Source organism: Burkholderia sp. 572 (genome assembly GCF_040545135.1).
Taxonomy (GTDB): domain Bacteria; phylum Pseudomonadota; class Gammaproteobacteria; order Burkholderiales; family Burkholderiaceae; genus Burkholderia; species Burkholderia cepacia.
This window is the reverse complement of sequence record NZ_JBEPLH010000015.1, coordinates 162,703-182,727: the sequence shown is the minus strand read 5'-3', so window position 1 is coordinate 182,727 and position 20,025 is coordinate 162,703. Positions and strand designations below refer to the sequence as shown.

18 protein-coding genes are annotated in these 20,025 nt (G+C 67.0%); 14 read left to right on the top strand and 4 right to left on the bottom strand.

Features of this window, described 5'->3' with window-relative positions; genetic code table 11:
• Nucleotides 1–24: 24 nt before the first annotated feature.
• Both hemB and yihA read right to left on the bottom strand, forming a co-directional pair.
• A complete protein-coding gene (hemB, locus tag ABIC51_RS27240) occupies nt 25–1,023 on the bottom strand; it encodes a porphobilinogen synthase (RefSeq protein WP_021161736.1) in 999 nt (332 codons plus the stop codon).
• Between the two features lie 253 nt (nt 1,024–1,276).
• Complete coding sequence (gene yihA, locus ABIC51_RS27235) at nt 1,277–1,936, bottom strand: ribosome biogenesis GTP-binding protein YihA/YsxC (protein ID WP_021161737.1); 660 nt, start codon at nt 1,934–1,936, stop codon at nt 1,277–1,279.
• 214 nt (nt 1,937–2,150) lie between these two features.
• Here yihA and ABIC51_RS27230 point away from each other — a divergent pair, with 214 nt between their 5' ends.
• From ABIC51_RS27230 to msrQ, 5 genes are all read left to right on the top strand, one after another.
• Nucleotides 2,151–2,804, top strand: a complete 654-nt coding sequence (locus ABIC51_RS27230) for a c-type cytochrome (protein WP_027788576.1) — start codon at nt 2,151–2,153, stop codon at nt 2,802–2,804.
• Between the two features lie 122 nt (nt 2,805–2,926).
• On the top strand, nt 2,927–5,143 hold the full coding sequence (locus tag ABIC51_RS27225) for a cytochrome c biogenesis protein ResB (protein ID WP_060060524.1): 2,217 nt from the start codon (nt 2,927–2,929) through the stop codon (nt 5,141–5,143).
• 4 nt (nt 5,144–5,147) lie between these two features.
• On the top strand, nt 5,148–6,338 hold the full coding sequence (gene ccsB / locus ABIC51_RS27220; RefSeq protein WP_124919751.1) for a c-type cytochrome biogenesis protein CcsB: 1,191 nt from the start codon (nt 5,148–5,150) through the stop codon (nt 6,336–6,338).
• A 158-nt stretch (nt 6,339–6,496) separates the two neighbouring features.
• Nucleotides 6,497–7,492 (top strand): protein-methionine-sulfoxide reductase catalytic subunit MsrP, encoded by a 996-nt coding sequence (msrP, locus tag ABIC51_RS27215; RefSeq protein WP_027788573.1) that lies wholly within the window; start codon nt 6,497–6,499, stop codon nt 7,490–7,492.
• A 20-nt stretch (nt 7,493–7,512) separates the two neighbouring features.
• Nucleotides 7,513–8,199, top strand: coding sequence for a protein-methionine-sulfoxide reductase heme-binding subunit MsrQ (gene msrQ / locus ABIC51_RS27210; protein WP_060082824.1), 687 nt, complete (start codon nt 7,513–7,515; stop codon nt 8,197–8,199).
• Between the two features lie 76 nt (nt 8,200–8,275).
• Here msrQ and lptM read toward each other — a convergent pair whose 3' ends face one another.
• Complete coding sequence (lptM, locus tag ABIC51_RS27205) at nt 8,276–8,554, bottom strand: LPS translocon maturation chaperone LptM (protein ID WP_021161743.1); 279 nt, start codon at nt 8,552–8,554, stop codon at nt 8,276–8,278.
• A gap of 36 nt (nt 8,555–8,590) precedes the next feature.
• On the opposite strand from lptM, the gene cyaY reads away from it, so the two are divergent.
• The gene (gene cyaY, locus ABIC51_RS27200; protein WP_021161744.1) at nt 8,591–8,917 is read left to right on the top strand and encodes an iron donor protein CyaY; all 327 of its coding nucleotides are present in this window, start codon (nt 8,591–8,593) and stop codon (nt 8,915–8,917) included.
• Nucleotides 8,918–8,996: 79 nt separating this feature from the next.
• Here the strand turns inward: cyaY and ABIC51_RS27195 are convergent, their stop codons facing one another.
• Nucleotides 8,997–11,384 carry a penicillin-binding protein 1A gene (locus ABIC51_RS27195; protein ID WP_091924905.1) on the bottom strand — a complete coding sequence of 796 codons (2,388 nt, stop codon included), beginning with the start codon at nt 11,382–11,384 and terminating at the stop codon, nt 8,997–8,999.
• Between the two features lie 225 nt (nt 11,385–11,609).
• Between ABIC51_RS27195 and ABIC51_RS27190 the strand changes: the two genes are divergently transcribed.
• From ABIC51_RS27190 to ugpB, 8 genes are all read left to right on the top strand, one after another.
• On the top strand, nt 11,610–12,530 hold the full coding sequence (locus ABIC51_RS27190) for a type IV pilus biogenesis protein PilM (RefSeq protein ID WP_175901224.1): 921 nt from the start codon (nt 11,610–11,612) through the stop codon (nt 12,528–12,530).
• Nucleotides 12,527–13,135 carry a fimbrial protein gene (locus ABIC51_RS27185; protein ID WP_136472464.1) on the top strand — a complete coding sequence of 203 codons (609 nt, stop codon included), beginning with the start codon at nt 12,527–12,529 and terminating at the stop codon, nt 13,133–13,135. The genes ABIC51_RS27190 and ABIC51_RS27185 overlap by 4 nt, the downstream gene beginning before the upstream one ends.
• Nucleotides 13,132–13,998, top strand: coding sequence for a pilus assembly protein (locus tag ABIC51_RS27180; RefSeq protein WP_175901221.1), 867 nt, complete (start codon nt 13,132–13,134; stop codon nt 13,996–13,998). The genes ABIC51_RS27185 and ABIC51_RS27180 overlap by 4 nt, the downstream gene beginning before the upstream one ends.
• Nucleotides 13,995–15,638, top strand: coding sequence for a type IV pilus secretin PilQ (locus ABIC51_RS27175; RefSeq protein ID WP_175901218.1), 1,644 nt, complete (start codon nt 13,995–13,997; stop codon nt 15,636–15,638). Before ABIC51_RS27180 ends, ABIC51_RS27175 begins: the two co-directional genes overlap by 4 nt.
• Nucleotides 15,639–15,678: 40 nt before the next feature.
• Nucleotides 15,679–16,233, top strand: coding sequence for a shikimate kinase AroK (gene aroK, locus ABIC51_RS27170; RefSeq protein ID WP_027788566.1), 555 nt, complete (start codon nt 15,679–15,681; stop codon nt 16,231–16,233).
• Nucleotides 16,230–17,309 carry a 3-dehydroquinate synthase gene (aroB, locus tag ABIC51_RS27165; RefSeq protein ID WP_027788565.1) on the top strand — a complete coding sequence of 360 codons (1,080 nt, stop codon included), beginning with the start codon at nt 16,230–16,232 and terminating at the stop codon, nt 17,307–17,309. Before aroK ends, aroB begins: the two co-directional genes overlap by 4 nt.
• 42 nt (nt 17,310–17,351) lie before the next feature.
• Complete coding sequence (locus ABIC51_RS27160; RefSeq protein ID WP_021162708.1) at nt 17,352–18,560, top strand: deoxyguanosinetriphosphate triphosphohydrolase; 1,209 nt, start codon at nt 17,352–17,354, stop codon at nt 18,558–18,560.
• 90 nt (nt 18,561–18,650) lie between these two features.
• Complete coding sequence (ugpB, locus tag ABIC51_RS27155; RefSeq protein ID WP_175901215.1) at nt 18,651–19,985, top strand: sn-glycerol-3-phosphate ABC transporter substrate-binding protein UgpB; 1,335 nt, start codon at nt 18,651–18,653, stop codon at nt 19,983–19,985.
• Nucleotides 19,986–20,025 lie beyond the last annotated feature (40 nt).

The following is a 20,025-nucleotide window of genomic DNA, read 5'->3' as shown; positions in this document are numbered from 1 at the left end:
TTCGTGGCGCTGCCGGCGCGTGGCTCAGCGCTGCGCTTTCAGGAGGCGCGCGGCGTCGAGTGCGAAGTACGTGAGCACGCCGTCGGCGCCCGCACGCTTGAACGCGAGCAGCGATTCGAGCACGACCTTGTCGTGGTCGAGCCAGCCGTTCATTGCGGCGGCCTTCAGCATCGCGTATTCGCCGCTCACCTGGTACACGTAGGTCGGGAAGCGGAACTCGTCCTTCACCCGGCGCACGATGTCGAGGTACGGCATGCCGGGCTTGACCATCACCATGTCGGCGCCTTCGTCGATGTCGAGGCGCACTTCGCGCAACGCTTCGTCGCTGTTCGCCGGGTCCATCTGGTAGGTCATCTTGTTGCCCTTGCCCAGGTTGGACGCCGAGCCGACCGCGTCGCGGAACGGGCCATAGAACGCCGATGCGAACTTGGCCGAATAGGCCATGATGCGCGTATGGATATGGCCGTCGCTTTCCAGCATCTCGCGGATTGCGCCGATGCGGCCGTCCATCATGTCCGACGGCGCGACGATGTCGACGCCGGCTTCGGCCTGTGCGCGCGCCTGATCGATCAGGATCTCGATCGTGTCGTCGTTGATCACGTAGCCGTTCTCGTCGAGCACGCCGTCCTGGCCGTGGCTCGTGTACGGATCGAGTGCGACGTCGGTCAGCACGCCAAGTTCGGGAAAGCGCTTCTTCAGCTCGCGCACCGCGCGCGGGATCAGGCCTTCCGGGTTGGCTGCCTCGCGGCCGTCAGGCGTTTTCACCGAGGGTTCGATGGCCGGGAACAGCGACAGCACAGGCACGCCGAGTTCGACACATTGTTCGGCGACATGCATCAGCAGATCGACGGACACGCGTTCGACGCCGGGCATCGACGGCACCGGCTGCCGTTCGTTGGTGCCTTCGACGACGAATACCGGATAGATCAGGTCGTCGGTGGTCAGGCGGTTTTCGCGCATCAGGCGCCGGGAGAAGTCGTCGCGGCGCATCCGGCGCGGACGATGAAGCGGATGAAAGCTCATGGCGATTGGGTAGAAATCAGGGCAAGAAGGACCTTACGGAACCCTTCGGTCATTTTCGGGAGCGTTGGTATATGATAGCGATCGAGCGGCACGCGTCGCGTGCAGCTCCCCGCTTCTCCTCCCTGAGCGGGTGCCTGTCGTTTTTCGATTAGGCTGTTTGACCCGCCGTTCAACGGCGGGTTTTTTTATGAGCCGGCCGAATCCGCAGGCGCCGTCAGGTGCGCGCCGCCGATCCCGGCCGCGCGTTGCCCGATCATTGTGCTACAGGCTCGCTTTTTTCGTCGGCGGCGGACGGCCGCACCCAGCTCTCGATCAGTTCGTGCGCCTCGTCGAGGCCCGTGCGCTTCATCGCGGAAAACAGCTGGACCGTCAGCTTGCCCTGGACGCCCTGGTCACGATACGCATCGAGCCCCTTTTGCGTGGTCCGCAGCGCATTGATGCTTTCTTGCCGCGTCAATTTGTCGCACTTCGTCAGCAGCGTGTGGATCGGCTTGCCGGTCGGTACGAACCACTCGATCATGCGGCGATCGAGGTCGGTCAGCGGGCGGCGCGAATCCATCATCAGAATCAGGCCGCAAAGCTGCGAGCGGGTTGCCAGGTAGGACGACAGCAGCATTTCCCAGTGGGCCTTGGCGGCGCCGGGCACTTCCGCGTAGCCGTAGCCGGGCAGGTCGACGAGATTCGCGACGGGCTCGGCGGCGGGGCCGACGGAGAAGTAGTTGATATGCTGCGTGCGGCCAGGGGTCTTCGACGCGAAGGCCAGCCGCTTCTGGTTGCACAGCACGTTGATCGCCGTCGACTTGCCGGCATTCGAGCGGCCCGCGAACGCGATTTCCGGCTGGACCGTCGGCGGCAGGTCGCGCAGATGGTTGACGGTCGTGTAGAAGCGGGCTTGATGGAGCAGAAAGGCCATGGGAACCGGAAGGACGGGCGGCGCGAGCCGCTTGGTGGAGGCGGGGTAGCCCCGATAGGCGCGGGAGCTTTCAACGCGATATTGTACAATACGGCGGTTTTACCGAAGGCCACCGGGCGCCTGCCTCGCGCTTTTATGTGGCTTCTGCGGTAGACTGAACGCCGTCGTTTTTTGCAGAACCTCAAATTCCCACAAGACGAAACAGGGTGTGCGAATGAATCGACTGTGCAAGTCTCTGATGGTGCTTCAGGTTGCAGCAGGGTTCGTAGGTTTCGTAGCAGAGGCAAACGCGGCGGAGGCGGCAAAGCCGGATCTCGACCGCGGCAAGGCGATTGCCGGGCAGGTGTGCGCATCGTGTCACGGTGCCGATGGCAATAGCGCGTCGGGCAGTTTCCCGAAGCTTGCCGGCCAGCATCCCGAATATCTGGTCAAGCAGTTGAACGACTTCAAGACGCAGCCGGGCGCGAAGGGGCCGGTGCGGACCAACGCAGTGATGGTCGGATTCGCGAGCGCGCTGAGCGCGGACGACATGCGCAACGTCGCCGCGTACTACGGGTCGCAGACGACGAAGCTCGGCACCGCACGCGATGCGGCGACCGTGCCGATCGGCCAGAAGATCTATCGCGGCGGCATCGCGGAGAAGGGCGTACCCGCCTGCGCGAGCTGCCACGGGCCGACAGGGCAGGGTCTCCCGGTTCAGTACCCGCGTCTGTCTGGACAGTGGGCCGATTACACGGTCGCGCAGTTGACCGCGTTCCAGCAGGGTGCCGGCGCGCGCAACAACAACGAGGCGATGCATCAGATCGCGACGCGGCTGTCGGACAACGAGATCAAGGCCGTCGCGGATTACATCGCGGGCCTGCGTTGAGCGGTCAGCCGCGAAGGAAATGACCGGACGCCCGAAGGGCGGCCGGAGTCAGAACAAGAAAAGGGTGGGGCGCCGCGCAGTCGCGGCCGCCTTGCCCTTTTTTGTTGTCAGTCGGAGTTTGAATGAGCGTTACCACGTCGGGGTTGCAGTCGAAGTCGAGTCAGGGTGCGTCGAAGCGCGCGGTCGAGCTGCTGAGCTCGATGCGCTTCGCGATTGCGTTGCTGGTGGTGCTGTCGATCGCGAGCATCATCGGCACGGTCCTGACCCAGGACGATCCGTATCCGAATTACGTGAACCAGTTCGGGCCGTTCTGGGCGGACATCTTCCGCTCGCTCGGCCTGTACAACGTGTACAGCGCGTGGTGGTTCATGCTGATCCTGATCTTCCTCGTCGTGTCGATCTCGTTGTGCGTGATCCGCAACGCGCCGAAGATGCTCGCCGATGCGAAGAGCTGGAAGGACAAGGTTCGCGAAGGCAGCCTGCGGGCTTTCCACCACAAGGCCGAGTACACGGCTTCCGGCACGCGCGCGACCGTCACGGCAACGCTCGCCACCTTCGTCACCAAGGCCGGCTACAAGCACGTCGTGCGTGAAAACGACGGCGCGACGCTGATCTCCGCGAAGCGCGGCGCGATGACCAAGTGGGGCTATATCTCCGCGCACCTCGCGATCGTCGTGATCTGTATCGGCGGCCTGCTCGACAGCAACCTGCCGATCAAATTCCAGATGTGGATGTTCGGCAAGAGCCCGGTCAACACGAGCGCGACGATCAGCGAGATCTCGCCCGACCATCGCCTGTCCGCGTCGAACCCGACGTTCCGCGGCTACGCGTGGGTGCCCGAGGGCCAGTTCGTGTCGACCGCGATCCTGAACCAGCCGAGCGGCTCGCTGATCCAGGACCTGCCGTTCTCGATCCAGCTCAACAAGTTCATCGTCGACTACTACACGACGGGCATGCCGAAACTGTTCGCGAGCGACATCGTCGTGATCGATCGCGAGACCGGCCGGAAAATTCCGGCGCGCGTCGAGGTCAACAAGCCGTTCACGTACAAGGGCGTGTCGATCTACCAGTCGAGCTTCCAGGACGGCGGCTCGCAGATGCAGATGACGGCCTATCCGATGACGGGCGGCAACGCGAAGACCTTCCCCGTGCAGGGCACGATCGGCAGTTCGGCGCCGCTGCAGATGCCGGGTGCCGACGGCGACACGATCGAGTTCGCCGATTTCCGCGCGATCAACGTCGAGAACATGGCCGACGCGAACGGCAAGCCGGACGTGCGTGGTGTGGCGACGACGAGCTCGCTGAAGGAAGTGTTCGACGAACGGCTCGGCTCCGGCGCGAAGACGTCGAAGCCGACGCAGCTCCACAACATCGGCCCGTCCGTGCAGTACAAGATCCGCGGCAAGGACGGCCAGGCGCGCGAATTCAACAACTACATGCTGCCCGTCGACATGAACGGCGAGCGCGTGTTCCTCGCCGGCGTGCGCACGAGCCCGAACGACCCGTTCCGCTACATGCGGATTCCGGCCGACAGCCAGGATTCGATCGGCGAATGGATGCACCTGCGCGCCGCGCTCGAGGATCCTTCCGTGCGCGCCGAAGCCGCCGCGCGCTTCGCGCAGCGTTCGCTGCCGGGCACCGATGCATCGCTGCGCGGCCGCCTGCAGGACAGCGCGTTGAAGGTGCTGACCCTGTTTGCGGCGAGCGACGACAGCGTCGGCCGCGGCGCCGACGGCCAGCCGATCGGCGGCTTCCAGGCCGTGGCGACGTTCATCGACCGCTCGGTGCCGAAGGCCGAGCAGGAGAAGGCCGCGAGCCTGCTGCTGCGGATGCTCGAAGGCTCGATGTGGGAGGTCTGGCAGATCGCGCGCGAGCGTGCCGGGGAGCCGGCGGCGCAGCAGGGCACCGACACGATCCGTTTCGTACAGAACGCGATCAACGCGCTATCCGACAGCTTTTTGTATGGATCGCCGGTCTATTTGCAGCTTGACTCATTCAAGCAGGTGCAAGCTTCGGTATTTCAGTTGACGCGCGCACCCGGCAAGAATCTGGTGTATCTTGGCAGCCTGCTGCTGGTCGCCGGCATCTTTTCGATGTTCTACGTGCGCGAGCGGCGCCTCTGGTTCTGGCTGAAGGATGCCGGTTCGGGCGTCGATGTGGTGATGGCAATGTCCACGGCCCGCAAGACCTTCGATTTCGAGAAAGAATACGTGCAGACGCGCGACGCGGCCGGTGCCGCCTTGCACGCCGCACCTCGCGATGCCGCACCGGCCGGTGCGGCATCGACGGCCCGTTCGCCTGCCGGCGGCGGTTCCGATTCCGAGAATTCCACCCGGTAACATCATGGATCTCACGCAAGTTTCCTCTTCCCATCGGGCGTCGGCCCAGGCGCCGGTCACGGCACCGCTGTTCGACGATCGCCCATTCCTCGCGCGCCTGTCGTTGCTCGACTGGCTGTTCGCACTGGCGCTCGTGGTGGGCGCGGGCTACGCGCTCGTGCACTACAACGCGCACATGGATTACTACGACAAGGCGGTGATGATCGGCACCGTGCCGGCGCTCGTCGCGCTCGGCTGGCGCTGGAAGCCCGCTCGGCTGATGATGGCGTCGATCGCCGTGCTGGCGCTGCTGTCGATCCAGATCTACCAGGGCGATCTCGCACGCGCCGATTCGGCGTTCTTCCTCAAGTACTTCCTGTCGAGCCAGTCGGCAATCCTGTGGATGAGCGCGCTGTTCGTGCTCGCGACGATCTTCTACTGGATCGGCCTGCTCGCGCGCTCGGAATCGGGCTCCGCGATCGGCCAGAAGCTCACGTGGGTCGCCGTGCTGATGGGCTTCACCGGCCTGATGGTGCGCTGGTACGAGTCCTACCTGATCGGTGCGGATGTCGGGCACATTCCGGTGTCGAACCTCTATGAAGTGTTCGTGCTGTTCAGCCTGATCACCGCGCTGCTCTATCTCTATTACGAAGGCCACTACGGGACGCGTTCGCTCGGCGCGTTCGTGCTGCTGGTGATCAGCGCGGCGGTCGGTTTCCTGATGTGGTACTCGGTCGCGCGCGATGCGCAGCAGATCCAGCCGCTCGTGCCGGCGCTGCAGAGCTGGTGGATGAAGATCCACGTGCCCGCGAACTTCATCGGCTACGGCAGCTTCGCGCTGTCGGCGATGGTGGCGGTCGCGTACCTGATGAAGGAGCGCGGCGTGCTCGCGGATCGCCTGCCGACGCTCGACGTGCTCGACGACGTGATGTACAAGTCGATCGCGGTCGGATTCGCGTTCTTCACGATCGCGACGATCCTCGGCGCGCTGTGGGCGGCCGAGGCATGGGGCGGCTACTGGAGCTGGGACCCGAAGGAAACCTGGGCGCTGATCGTGTGGCTCAACTATGCGGCGTGGCTGCACATGCGCCTGATGAAGGGCCTGCGCGGTACGGTGGCCGCGTGGTGGGCGCTGACGGGCCTGCTCGTGACGACCTTCGCGTTCCTCGGCGTCAACATGTTCCTGTCCGGGCTGCACAGCTACGGCAAGCTGTAAGATTCCCGCTGCTCGTCCGACTATGAGACCGCCGGTGCACTGCGTGCCCGGCGGTTTTCTTTTGTAACGGACGGGCGGTCCGGCCGGCGAACGGTGCAAGATGAGGCCGGTCGAACGCCCATGAAGCTGCGCGCGGCGCAGGCAGGAGGAGCAGCACGATGTGGATCAAACGCCCTTTGCTGAACGTACTGACCGGTGGCGATATCGCGCCCGGCGAAATCACGCCGCGTGCGGTCTTCGAGAACCGGCGGCGCGTATTGCAGGCGGCCGGCCTCGCGGCGGCGGGCGGGCTGCTCGGCGGCAGCGGCGCGGCATTTGCCGCCTATGCGTCGCCCGACGCGCGGGCAGCGAAGCTCGCGGCGAAAACGAACCCGAAGTTCGTCGCGGCCGACAAGGTGACGCCGTTCAAGGACATCACGTCCTACAACAACTTCTACGAATTCGGCACCGACAAGAGCGACCCCGCGCAGAATGCGGGCACGCTGCGGCCGCGCCCGTGGCGCGTGAGCGTCGAGGGCGAGGTGCTGCATCCGAAGGTGTTCGATCTCGACGAGCTGCTGAAGCTCGCGCCGCTCGAAGAGCGCGTGTACCGGTTGCGCTGCGTCGAGGGATGGTCGATGGTGATCCCGTGGATCGGCGTGCCGCTGTCCGAGCTGATCAAGCGGGTGCAGCCGACCGGCAATGCGAAATACGTACAGTTCATCACGCTGGCCGACCCGTCGCAGATGCCCGGCCTGTCGACACCCGTGCTCGACTGGCCGTACTCGGAAGGGCTGCGGATGGACGAGGCGATGAATCCGCTGACGCTGCTGACGATGGGCGTCTACGGGCAGGTGCTGCCGAACCAGAACGGCGCGCCGGTGCGTATCGTCGTGCCGTGGAAGTACGGCTTCAAGAGCGCGAAGTCGCTCGTGAAGATTCGCTTCGTCGACAAGCAGCCGAAGACGAGCTGGAACACGTATGCGTCGAACGAGTACGGCTTTTATTCGAACGTGAACCCGAACGTCGATCATCCGCGCTGGAGCCAGGCGACCGAGCGGCGCATCGGCGAGGACGGCTTTTTCACGCCGAAGCGCAAGACGCTGATGTTCAACGGCTACGGCGACCTGGTCGCGTCGATGTATCAGGGCATGGACCTGAAGAAGAATTTCTGAAGGCGAAGGTGAGAAACGACATGCCTCCTTCGACGCTGACGCCCGCGCGTGCAGCGGGCGCCGGCCCGGCTGCACGTGCCGTGCGGGCCGGCGCGACCCGCCCCGCCGCGCCGCGCTGGCTCGCGCCGGCCAAGGTGCTGGTATTCGCGGCGGGCCTTTATCCGCTCACGCGTCTCGTGCTGTTCGGGCTGACCGACCGGCTCGGCGCGAATCCGATCGAGTTCATCACGCGCTCGACGGGCCTCTGGACGCTCGTGATGCTGTGCGTCACGCTCGCCGTCACGCCGCTTCGGCGCATGACGGGGTTCGCCGCGCTGCTGCGCTTTCGCCGGATGATCGGGCTGTTCGCGTTCTTCTACGCGACGCTGCACTTCACGACTTACCTGTGGTTCGACAAGTGGTTCGATGTCGTCGCGATCCTGAAGGACGTCGGCAAGCGCCCGTTCATCACGGTCGGTTTCGCCGCGTTCGTGCTGCTGATTCCGCTCGCGGCAACGTCGCCGCGCGCGATGGTGCGCCGGCTCGGCCGCCACTGGGCGACGCTGCACAGCGCGATCTACGCGATCGCGCTGTTCGGTGTGCTGCACTTCTGGTGGATGAGGGCCGGCAAGCACAATCTCGCGCAGCCGAAGCTGTATGCGGCGATCGTCGTCGCGCTGCTCGGCTGGCGGCTGGCTGCATGGGGATGGCGGCGCGTGCGCGCGTGACGGCGCAGCCAAAAACAAAAGGCGATGACCGGGAAGTCATCGCCTCGTTTCGCGAGCCTGTGCAGGCGGCGCGTCGTTACTTCGCGACGGCCGGGCTCGATGCCGGTGCAGCCGTGGCGGATGCCCCGCTCGACAATTCGGGCGACAGCATGAGCGGCGTGCCGGACGAATCGGGCACACTGTCGGACGACGCGTTTTCATCGGTCGGCTTCACGTCCGACGGCGGTGTGTCCTGCTGCTGGAGTGGCTTGGGCAGCGGAGGCACGGTGGGCAGATAGAGCGCGCCGCTTTGACCGCAGCCGGCAAGAATCGCCAAAGCCGCTACAATCGCGCTCATCCGGAAAACGACTCGCATGATCGTCCCTGAACAATTGAACCGATAGAGTTTAGCATGTCCGATACCGAATACCTGACCCGTGCCGAGGCCGTGCTGGCGGCCGTCGAGCGTACCGTCGACGACGCCAACGACGGCGATCACGACATCGATCTGGAGCGCAACGGCAGCGTCCTGACGCTGACGTTCGAGAACGGCTCGAAGATCATCGTCAACCTGCAGCCGCCGATGAAGGAAGTGTGGATCGCCGCGAAGGCCGGCGGTTTCCATTACCGGTTCATCGACGGCGCATGGCGCGATACGCGCACGGGCACCGAGTTCTTCTCGGCGCTCACCGAATACGCGACGCAGCAGGCCGGCCTGCCGATCACGTTCAGCGCATGACGATCGGGGCCCCGCCCCGACGCGTGACCCAACGAAAAAAGCGCCCCGCGGGGCGCTTTTTTCATGTCCGGGCCGAGAGTCAGTGCGCCTGGAACAGGTTCATGATGTCCTGCTTTTCCTGCTCGTCGACGTGCGGCACGGTCGCATCGACGTTCTGCGCGGCTGGCGCCTGCGGCACGCCGACCGTCGACACGAAGCCGTGACCCGGCGCGAACTCGGTGAAGTACAGCTCGCCGCCGAGCGATTCGACGCCGTCCGGCATCGTCGGCTTGAACTCGGGCACACCCTTCAGCGCGGCACCCATGTAGTCGATCCAGACGGGCAGCGACAGGCCGCCGCCCGTTTCGCGATCGCCGAGGCTGCGCGGATTGTCGTAGCCGATCCACGCGATCGCGGCGAGCGTGTGCTGGTAGCCGGCGAACCACGCGTCGTGCGAGTCGTTCGTCGTGCCGGTCTTGCCCGCGAGGTCGGTGCGCTTCAGCACGTTGGTCCGTGCGCCCGTGCCGCGTTGCGCGACGCTCTGCAGCAGGCTGTTCATCACGTACGCGTTACGCGCGTCGATGGCGCGCGGCGCATTCTGTTCGGCGACGAGCGGCTGCGCGCGCACGACGATCGCGCCGTTCGGATCGGTGACTTCGGCGATCAGGTACGGATTGACGCGGTAGCCGCCGTTCGCGAATACCGAATACGCGCCCGCCATCTGCAGCGGCGTGACCTGGCCCGCGCCGAGTGCCATCGGCAGGTACGCCGGATGGCGTTCCGCGTCGAAGCCGAAGCGCGTGATGTACTGCTGCGCGTACTTCGTGCCGATGTGGTTCAGGATCCGGATCGACACGAGGTTGCGCGAACGCTGCAGCGCGGTGCGCATCGACATCGGGCCTTCGAAGCCGCCGCCGTAGTTCTTCGGCTCCCACGGCTGGCCGCCCGTTTCGGCCGCGCTGAAATACAGCGGACCGTCGTTGATCACCGTTGCCGGCCCGAGGCCCTTGTCGAGCGACGCCGAATAGATGAACGGCTTGAACGACGAACCCGGCTGCCGCCACGCCTGCGTGACGTGGTTGAACTTGTTCTTGTTGTAGTCGAAGCCGCCGACGAGCGAGCGGATCGCGCCGTCCTGCGGGACGATCGACAGGAACGCCCCCTCGACCTGCGGCAACTGCGTGATCGACCATTTGCCGGCGTCGTTCTTCACGACGCGGACGATCGCACCCGGGCGGATGCGGCGATTCGGCTGCGCGTTGGCCGACAGCGCGCCCGACGCGAAGCGCAGGTTGTCGCCTTCGATCGTCGCATTGCTGCCGTCGATGAACGCGACCGTGATCTGGCGCGGGTTCGCGGCCGTGACGACCGCTGCAATCAGTTCGCCGTTGTCGGGGTGTTCGAGCAGCGCATCGTCGATCGCCTGTTCGCGGTCGTCGGCGCCGGCCGGCAGCTCGATGAAGCCTTCCGGCCCCCGATAGCCGTGCCGGCGTTCGTAATCCATGATCCCCTTGCGCAGCGCGGTATAGGCGACCTGCTGATCCGCGGAGTCGATCGTCGTGACGACGTTGAAGCCGCGCGTGTAGGTTTCCTCGTGGTATTGCGCGTACATCATTTGTCGGACCATTTCCGCGACGTACTCGGCGTGCACGCTGAAATCGCGGCCCGGACCCTTGACGACGAGCGGCTGTGCGACGGCTTCGTCGTACTGCTCGCGCGAGATGAAGTTCAGCTCGAGCATCCGTTGCAGGATGTATTCCTGGCGCACCTTCGCGCGCTTCGGGTTCACGACCGGGTTGTACGCGGACGGCGCCTTCGGCAGCCCCGCGAGCATCGCCGCTTCGGCGAGCGTGATGTCCTTCAGGTCCTTGCCGAAGTAGACCCGCGCGGCGCTCGCGAAGCCGTATGCGCGCTGGCCGAGATAGATCTGATTCATGTAGACCTCGAGAATCTGATCCTTCGTCAGCGCACGCTCGATCCGGTACGCGAGCAGCATCTCGTAGATCTTGCGCGTGTAGGTCTTCTCGCTCGACAGGAAGAAGTTGCGCGCGACCTGCATCGTGATCGTGCTCGCCCCCTGCGACGCATGGCCGTTCGTCAGCGCGACGAAGCCGGCGCGCACGATACCGGTGAGGTCGACACCGCCGTGATCGTAGAACCGCGCGTCCTCGATCGCGAGGATCGCCTTCTTCAGCGAGTCGGGCACGTCCTTGAAATGGACGACGTCGCGGCGCTCTTCGCCGAATTCGCCGATCAGCACGTGATCGGACGTATAGATGCGCAGCGGCACCTTCGGGCGATAGTCGGTCAGCGCATCGAGCGACGGCATGTTCGGCCACGCGACGACGAGCGCGTAGCCGAGCACGAGGCCGCCGGCCACGACGAGCGCCACGCACATCGTGGCGAATCCGAGCAGGACTTTTTGCCACCAGGGCCGCTTCTTCGGCTCCGGGGCGGGAGGCGGGGACGTAGGAGTCGTGGATTGCATAGGCATACCGGAAAACAGTCCCGCGATTATAGCTGCCCGGTAAGACCGGTCCTGACGCGGGGGCCGCCCGCCCTGAAGCCGCGGGCCGGCGTGCTTCCAGCATAGCCCGCGCGCGGCCGTCGCGAGCGGATGCTGGCCGTTAGGCCGACTGTCGGCCCGACGCGCCGTTTTGCAGAATCAGTCCCGGAAACGCGGCGTGGGCCGCGACGATCTCGGGAGGCTGGGATGGTGGGAAGATGGCGAGCGCGGTTTGCGCAGGGTGGGCACCGGTCGACGGGAATCGACGTCGGTGCGGACGAGGTGAGGGTGGTCGTGCTGAGCCGGCGCGGCCGGGGCGCCGAGGTGTGCGTCGAGGGGCTGGAGCGGGAGCCGGTCGGGTTGGCGGGTGGCCCGGAGGATGCGCGTTGGGCGGCGGTCGCGCGGGCGCTGGCCGCGGCCGTGTCGAGACTGTCGGCGGCCGACGTGCGGTGCGGCGCGCGCGGCGTGATGGCGTTGCCCGATGACGAGATGCGCACCGCGATGCTGGACCTGGCCGGGCGGGACGACATCGAGGACGCCGCGCGGCAGGCGGCCGAACGCATTTCGGGGCTCGCGCCGGACAGTCTCGCGTTCGACTGGCGGCAGGATGGCGGTGCGGGGGAGATCGAGGTTGCCGTGGCCTCGCTGGCGCTGATCGAACGGCGGGTCGATGTGGCCGCGCAGGCCGGTGTCGATCTGACGGTGGTCGACGGCGAATCGGCCGCCGCGCTGCGTGCGTTGCGCTATGCGGCGCAATGCGAACTCGACGCGCAGGCGGGCCCCTGCGCGGCGCTCTGGTTCCATGACTCGGGCGTGCAGGGCTGGCGAATCGACGGTCCGTCGGCCGTACCGGTGCTGACGCTGTCCGGCGTGGTGCCGGGGGCGTTTTCCGATGCATTGCGCCGGCGCGCGCTCGGGGCCGTGCGCTGTGTCCTCGTGGCCGGGGACGAGCGGTGTATCGCCCGCTTCGAAACGTCCGTCGCCGAGATCGGCGACGTGGTCGGCGCGGTTGCGGTGCCGTTCGACTGCGCGGGCTGGGGCGCGCAATCGTGCCTGTCCACCGGCACGCCGGGCGGCCCGGCATTGGCTGTTGCATTCGGGCTGGCATTGCGCGGGGTGTGGGAATGACGGCCCTCCATGCGGAGCCGGGCGGCTTCAACCTGTTGCCGTACCGGGAGCGGCTGGCGCGGGCGTTGCGACGTCGTCGGGTCGCGCAGTGCGGTACGGCGGTTCTGCTCGGCGTACTCGGCGCCGGCCTGTGGACGGGTGTCGCCAGCGGAGCGCGGTGGCGTGTGGATGCGGAGCGCGCAATCGTGGAGGCGCGGCTGCGGCAATTGCAGCCGCAGATGGGCGCCGCGACACGCGCCGCCAATGCGGCGGCCGTCGTCGCGCAGCGTGACGCGCAGGCGGCCGCGCATGCCGCACCTTACCGGCACGTCGCGGGGCTGCTGGCGACCCTGGCGCAGGTGCACGACGGCACGGTTCGGCTCGATGCGTTGCGCACGACGTCGGCCGGTGCCGTGCTCGATGTCCGCGCCGTGAGCTACCGGGCGGCTGCGCGATGGCTTGCGGGGATGGCGCGCGAGCAGCGTGGCTGGCGGATCGATATCGATGCGTTGAAGCCAGCCCCGGATGCACCGGTCGCTGCCGGCGGGATGCCGTTCCGGTTCTCGGTCCAGTTGCGCTGGCACGACGCGATGCCGTCCCGGAAAGCATCGGGAGGTGGCGCATGACGGCGCTCGCGCATCGGCCCGCACCGCATCGCGGCGGATGGCGGAACGGCGTGCGGCGCGTGTCGCCGGCGACTGCGTATATCGCAGGCTGCGTGCTCGCGTTCGCGGCCGTGCTGACGGGCGGCATTCATCTGGCGAATGCCGCGGACTGGAGCGGGCTCGCGCACAGCCGCGCGTTGCTGGCGGCGGCGCAGAAGCGAGAGGCCGACGCGCGGCGTGTTCTCGCAGACGCTGCACGGCAACACGACGCGCATCCGGCCGCGGCCGACGGTGATCGCTCGTCGCGTGCGCCGGAATGGGCCGCGTTGATGCTGGAGCTGGCCGATCACGCCGCGTCGAGCGGGCTGCGCGGCGTATCGATCGAACCGCTGCGCGCCGAGGGGGCAGTGCCGGAAGGGCAGCGCTCGGTGCGCATCGTCGCGGATGGCGGGTTTCGCGCGTTGCTGCAGATGGTCGGATGGCTGGCGCGTTTTCCGGTGCTGGCGGTGCCGACCACGCTGCGTGTCGAACGAGGAAAGGAGGCCGCGCGTGTGGAAATGGCGGTCGACGTGTTTCCAGGGTTACCGGCGATGACGTCCAAGGGCGCGGAGACGCCGGTTCTGGCCGACGCGCCCGGCGCCGATCCGTTCGGCGGGGCCGGCTCGTCGGAAACGGAAGGGGCGGCTGCCCGCCTGGCCGGCACGATTCGCGACAGGCGTGCCGGTCTCGCGTTGTTCGACGACGGTGGCGGCGCATTCGCTGCCCTGGTGCCCGGCGAAGCCCTCGGGGCCGCGCGGGTGGTGCGAGTCGATCCCGTCGCCGTGACGCTCGCGACGGCGGATGGCGCGTACCGAGTCGCTCTGGACGACGGGAGGCACCCATGATGAAGCACGGATGTCGGGCGCTCGCCGTCTGGGCCGGATTGACGGCGGCCGGTGCAAGCGCCTCGTTGCCGCCGCTGCCGGCCGTCTGGCCAGCGGCATCGATGGAGGTGCCGGTGCCGGGCCTGCCGTTGCCCCAAGGCCCGGTGGACGGGGCGGACGGCCCCGCATCTGCGGAGGCCGGCCCGCCGCCGTTCGACCAGGCGGCTCGCACGGCGCTTCAGGCGGAAGCCGCCGCCCCGGTCCCCGGGCTGGAGGGGCCGCCGATCCCGTTGGCGCCGCCGGCCCGGATGGGCGACGCCGCCGCGCGGCAACCGGGCGATGCGGACGACGCACGGCGGATTTCGCTGAATCTGCAGGGAGCGGGGCTTGCGGCCGCGTTCGACGCGTTCGCGCGGTTCACCGGGCTCAATATCGTCGTCGGCGAGCAGGTGCGCGGCACCGTCACGTTACGTCTGAACAATGTCCGCTGGCGCGATGCCTTCGACACGCTGCTCGACACGCACGGGCTCGCGATGTCGCGGCGGGGTAACGTGATATGGGTCACGCCGGCGGCCGAGCTGGCGGCGCGCGAACGCGCGCGCTTCGAAATGCACGCGCGGGCCGCGGATCTGGAGCCGCTTGCGAGCCGGACGTTCGCGCTGCGCTACCCGCGCGCGCAGGACGTGCAACGGCTGCTGGCCGGCGCGACCGGCCAGCGCCTGCTGTCGAAGCGCGGCGCCGCGGCGGCGGATCCGCGGACGAACCTGCTGTTCGTCACCGATCTCGCGCCGCGTCTCGACCAGATCGCGAGCCTGATCGATGCGATCGACCGGCCGTCGCGGCAGGTCCGGATCGAGGCCCGCATCGTCGAGGGCGAGCAAGGCTTTTCGCGCAATCTCGGCGCACGTGTCGCGCTGAGGGCGCAGGCGCGGCCGCCGTCGGGCGAGAGCGCCAGCGAAAGCGCCTCGTTCACGACCGGCGCGCGCAACGCGCTCGACCTTGCCGGGCGGCCGCTCGGCGGCTTCGAAGCGGCGACCGCCGGCTTCACGCTGTTTGCCGCGCCGCTCAGCCGTGTGCTCGACGTCGAACTGAGCGCGCTCGAGGCGCAGGGGCGGGGCCAGATCGTTTCGAGCCCGCGCGTGGTGACCGCCGATCGCGTCAAGGCGATCGTCGAACAGGGTTCGGAGCTGCCGTACCAGGCGAAGGTGGGCAATGGCGTGAGCGGCGTGCAGTTCCGCCGGGCGACGCTCAAGCTCGAGGTCGAGCCGCAGATCACGCCGGACGGGCGCGTCGTGCTCGACCTGGACGTGACGAAGGACAGCGTCGGCGAGCCGACGGCGGCCGGCCCGGCGATTCATACGAAGCACGTACAGACGCGCGTCGAGGTCGAGAACGGCGGGACGGTCGCGATCGGCGGGATCTATGAGCAACTGAACCGGAACGATGTGACGCGCGTGCCGCTCTTGGGCAAAATACCGTTTCTGGGCGCGCTTTTCCGGCACCGCGCGCAACGCGACCAGCGCAGCGAACTGGTCGTCTTCATCACGCCGACGGTCGTCGATGCGCGCTGCGATGCACGCGGCATGGGCAGCGCGGATGCCGATAAAACGGGGCCGGAAGCCGCCGGCGCAGGCTCGACAAGGCAGCCGCTTTGCCAGTAAGCTGCGCCACACACCAGCAAGATTGAAGCAGAGGAAGCCGTTGCAAGCGCGGGACCCACATGCAAACGTATTTTTCGTCGGCCTTATGGGAGCGGGTAAGACCACCGTGGGCCGTGCGGTCGCGCGTCGTCTCGACAGGACGTTCTTCGACTCCGACCACGAAATCGAGGCCCGCACGGGCGCGCGCATTCCGGTGATCTTCGAGCTGGAGGGCGAGGCCGGGTTTCGCGATCGCGAAACGCAGGTCATCGCCGATCTCACGCAGCGCGAGAACATCGTGCTCGCGACGGGCGGCGGCGCGGTGCTGCGCCCGGAAAATCGCGACTGCCTGAAAAGCAACGGTATCGTCGTCTACCTGCGCGCGAACCCGCACGACCTGTGGCTGCGCACGCGCAAGGACAAGAACCGCCCGCTGCTGCAGACCGAAGACCCGAAGGGGCGCCTCGAAGCGCTATATGAAGTGCGCGACCCGCTGTACCGCGAATGCGCGGATTTCGTCATCGAGACCGGCCGTCCGTCGGTCAACGGTCTCGTCAACATGGTGCTGATGCAACTCGAACTGGCGGGCGTCATCGCCAAGCCGCTACAAGCATGATTACTGTCAACGTCGACCTGGGCGACCGCGCCTACCCGATTCACATTGGCGCCGGCCTGATCGGCCGCGCCGAGCTGTTCGCACCTCACATCAAGGGTTCTTCCGTCACGATCGTCACGAACACGACGGTCGATCCGCTCTACGGCGACGCGCTGCGCGCGGCGCTCGCGCCGCTCGGCAAGCGCGTGTCGACGGTCGTGCTGCCGGACGGCGAGGCGTACAAGAACTGGGAGACGCTGAACCTGATCTTCGACGGCCTGCTGACCGACCGCGCGGACCGCAAGACGACGCTCGTCGCGCTCGGCGGCGGCGTGATCGGCGACATGACGGGCTTTGCGGCCGCATGCTACATGCGCGGCGTGCCGTTCATCCAGGTGCCGACGACGCTGCTGTCGCAGGTCGATTCGTCGGTCGGTGGCAAGACGGGCATCAACCACCCGCTCGGCAAGAACATGATCGGCGCGTTCTACCAGCCGCAGGCCGTGATCGCGGACATCGGCGCGCTGACGACGCTGCCCGACCGTGAACTGGCGGCCGGTGTCGCCGAGATCATCAAGACCGGCGCGATCGCCGATGCGGCATTCTTCGACTGGATCGAGGCCAACGTCGACGCGCTGAACCGTCGCGACCCGGCTGCGCTCGCGCACGCGGTGAAGCGCTCGTGCGAGATCAAGGCGAGCGTGGTGGCGGCCGACGAACGCGAAGGCGGCCTGCGCGCGATCCTGAACTTCGGCCACACGTTCGGTCATGCGATCGAAGCCGGGCTCGGCTACGGCGAGTGGCTGCACGGCGAGGCGGTCGGCTGCGGGATGGTGATGGCGGGCGACCTGTCGGTGCGGCTCGGCCTGCTCGACGAAGCGTCGCGGCAGCGCCTCGATGCGGTGATCGCGGCGGCGCACCTGCCGACCCGCGGGCCCGCGCTCGGCGACGCGCGCTACATGGACCTGATGCGCGTCGACAAGAAGGCGGAGGCCGGCGCGATCAAGTTCATCCTGCTGAAGCGATTCGGCGATACGCTGATCACGCAGGCGCCGGACGAAGCCGTATTCGCTACACTGGCGCAGACGACGCGCTAACGGGCGGCCCGGATGCAACGGCGCCCCTGACATGGAGGAGACGTGAGCGAGACATCCAGCAGCACACTGCCCGAAGCCGGCCGCGTATCCGCTGCGCCGGTGGCCGAGCCGCCGACACTGGCGGCGCTGGAAGCCCATCTCGCTCCGTATGCCGCACACGCGTCGCAGTCGCGCGGCCGCCGCCATCCGGAAACGCCACCGGCGGCGCGCACCGAATTCCAGCGCGACCGCGACCGCATCGTCCATTCGACCGCGTTTCGCCGGCTCGAATACAAGACACAGGTCTTCGTCAATCATGAAGGCGACCTGTTCCGCACGCGTCTCACGCACAGCCTCGAAGTCGCGCAGATCGCCCGCTCGGTCGCGCGCAACCTGCGCCTGAACGAGGATCTCGTCGAGGCGATCTCGCTCGCGCACGATCTCGGCCATACGCCGTTCGGCCATGCCGGGCAGGACGCGCTGAACGCCTGCATGCGCGAGCATGGCGGCTTCGAGCACAACCTGCAGAGCCTGGCGGTCGTCGACGAGCTCGAGGAGCACTACGGCGCGTTCAACGGGCTGAACCTGTGCTTCGAGACACGCGAAGGCATTCTGAAGCACTGCTCGCGCGAGAATGCGCGCAAGCTCGGTGCGCTCGGCGAGCGCTTCCTGCAGGGCCGCCAGCCGTCGCTCGAAGCGCAGCTTGCCAACATCGCGGACGAGATCGCGTACAACAACCACGACGTCGACGACGGCCTGCGTTCCGGCCTGATCACGATCGAGCAGCTCGCGGAAGTCGAGCTGTGGCAGCGCCACTACGAGGCGGCGCTCGCCGAGTTCCCGCACCTCGAAGGCCGCCGTCTCGTGCACGAGACGGTGCGCCGCATCATCAACACGCTGATCGTCGACCTGATCGACGAAACCACGCGCAATCTCGCGCGCGTCGCGCCGGCATCGCTCGACGACGTGCGCGCGGCGCCGCCGCTCGTGTCGCACAGCGAATCCGTTGCCGCCCAGGCGGCCGCCCTCAAGCGTTTCCTCTTCAAGAACCTCTATCGCCACTACAAGGTGATGCGCATGGCGAGCAAGGCGCAGCGCGTCGTCACCGGGCTGTTCGATGCGTTCATCGACGATCCGCGGCTGCTGCCGCCGCCGTACCAGTCCGACGACGCCGCGCAGCAGCCGCGCCTCGTCGCGCACTACATCGCCGGCATGACCGACCGCTTCGCGCTGAAGGAGTATCAGCGCCTGTTCGTCATCAACGACAACTGACTGTCACAAACGATCACTAGACTTCGCCGGTTCAATGGCGATGGGAATGTTGCACACGCTGTTGGTAACGTTTTCATAGGAGAGAGGTCGATGAAGAAGAAGCCTGCGGGGACACTGGTTCGTTCGATCGCGCTCGGCGGCGCGCTGATGTTCGGGGTGCAGCACGCGGCGCTCGCCGCGACGGAAATCCAGTTCTGGCATGCGATGGAGGCCGCGCTCGGCGAGCGGGTCAACGCGATCGCCGACCAGTTCAACGCGTCGCAGAGCGACTACAAGATCGTGCCGGTCTTCAAGGGCACCTACGACCAGGCGCTCGCGGCCGGCATCGCGGCCTACCGCAGCGGCAATGCGCCGGCGATCCTCCAGGTCTATGAAGTCGGCACGGCTACGATGATGCAGGCGAAGAAGGCCGTCGTGCCCGTCTACGACGTGTTCAGGCAGGCCGGCGTGCCGCTCGACGAAAAGGCGTTCGTGCCGACCATCGCGAGCTACTACAGCGACGCGAAGACGGGCCATCTCGTGTCGATGCCGTTCAACAGCTCGACGCCGGTGCTGTACTACAACAAGGACGCGTTCAAGAGGGCCGGGCTCGATCCGAACCAGCCGCCGAAGACGTGGGCCGACGTGAAGGACGATGCCGAGAAACTGCGCAAGTCGGGGATGGCGTGCGGCTTCACGACCGGCTGGCAGGGCTGGATCCAGCTCGAAAACTACAGCGCGTGGCATGCACTGCCGTTCGCGAGCCGCAACAACGGCTTCGACGGTACGGACGCCGTGCTCGAATTCAACAAGCCGCAGCAGATCGCGCACGTGTCGTTCCTGCAGCAGATGGCGAAGGACGGCACGTTCACGTACGCGGGCCGCAAGGACGAAGCATCGGCGAAGTTCTACAGCGGCGACTGCGGGATCATGACGACGTCGTCGGGCGCGCTCGCGAACCTGCAGAAGTTCGCGAAGTTCAGCTTCGGCACGGGCATGATGCCGTACGACGCGAACGTGAAGGGCGCGCCGCAGAACGCGATCATCGGCGGCGCGAGCCTGTGGGTGCTGGCGGGCAAGGATCCGGCGACCTACAAGGGCGTCGCGAAATTCCTCGCGTTTCTCGCATCGCCGGCCGTCGCCGCGAAGTGGCACCAGGACACGGGTTACCTGCCGGTCACCAAGGCGGCGTACGACCTGACGCGCGAACAGGGCTTCTACGCGAAGAACCCGAGCGCCGAAACCGCGATCAAGCAGATGCTGAACAAGCCGCCGCTGCCGTACACGAAGGGGCTGCGCCTGGGCAACATGCCGCAGATCCGCACGGTCGTCGACGAGGAGTTCGAACAGGTCTGGGCGCAGAAGAAATCGCCGAAGGACGCGCTCGATTCGGCGGCCTCGCGCGGCAACGAGCTGCTGCGCCGCTTCGAGAAGTCGGGCAGCTGAGCGCGCATCGCGTTCGTGCCGCCGGCCGCGCCGCGCAAGC

What these genes read in the sequence shown, in the direction of transcription:
- hemB (WP_021161736.1), bottom strand. Translation starts at nt 1,023, where the DNA reads ATGAGCTTTCATCCGCTTCATCGTCCGCGCCGGATGCGCCGCGACGAC.
- yihA (WP_021161737.1), bottom strand. Translation starts at nt 1,936, where the DNA reads ATGGCCTTTCTGCTCCATCAAGCCCGCTTCTACACGACCGTCAACCAT.
- ABIC51_RS27230 (WP_027788576.1), top strand. Translation starts at nt 2,151, where the DNA reads ATGAATCGACTGTGCAAGTCTCTGATGGTGCTTCAGGTTGCAGCAGGG.
- ABIC51_RS27225 (WP_060060524.1), top strand. Translation starts at nt 2,927, where the DNA reads ATGAGCGTTACCACGTCGGGGTTGCAGTCGAAGTCGAGTCAGGGTGCG.
- ccsB (WP_124919751.1), top strand. Translation starts at nt 5,148, where the DNA reads ATGGATCTCACGCAAGTTTCCTCTTCCCATCGGGCGTCGGCCCAGGCG.
- msrP (WP_027788573.1), top strand. Translation starts at nt 6,497, where the DNA reads ATGTGGATCAAACGCCCTTTGCTGAACGTACTGACCGGTGGCGATATC.
- msrQ (WP_060082824.1), top strand. Translation starts at nt 7,513, where the DNA reads ATGCCTCCTTCGACGCTGACGCCCGCGCGTGCAGCGGGCGCCGGCCCG.
- lptM (WP_021161743.1), bottom strand. Translation starts at nt 8,554, where the DNA reads ATGCGAGTCGTTTTCCGGATGAGCGCGATTGTAGCGGCTTTGGCGATT.
- cyaY (WP_021161744.1), top strand. Translation starts at nt 8,591, where the DNA reads ATGTCCGATACCGAATACCTGACCCGTGCCGAGGCCGTGCTGGCGGCC.
- ABIC51_RS27195 (WP_091924905.1), bottom strand. Translation starts at nt 11,384, where the DNA reads ATGCAATCCACGACTCCTACGTCCCCGCCTCCCGCCCCGGAGCCGAAG.
- ABIC51_RS27190 (WP_175901224.1), top strand. Translation starts at nt 11,610, where the DNA reads ATGGTGGGAAGATGGCGAGCGCGGTTTGCGCAGGGTGGGCACCGGTCG.
- ABIC51_RS27185 (WP_136472464.1), top strand. Translation starts at nt 12,527, where the DNA reads ATGACGGCCCTCCATGCGGAGCCGGGCGGCTTCAACCTGTTGCCGTAC.
- ABIC51_RS27180 (WP_175901221.1), top strand. Translation starts at nt 13,132, where the DNA reads ATGACGGCGCTCGCGCATCGGCCCGCACCGCATCGCGGCGGATGGCGG.
- ABIC51_RS27175 (WP_175901218.1), top strand. Translation starts at nt 13,995, where the DNA reads ATGATGAAGCACGGATGTCGGGCGCTCGCCGTCTGGGCCGGATTGACG.
- aroB (WP_027788565.1), top strand. Translation starts at nt 16,230, where the DNA reads ATGATTACTGTCAACGTCGACCTGGGCGACCGCGCCTACCCGATTCAC.
- ugpB (WP_175901215.1), top strand. Translation starts at nt 18,651, where the DNA reads ATGAAGAAGAAGCCTGCGGGGACACTGGTTCGTTCGATCGCGCTCGGC.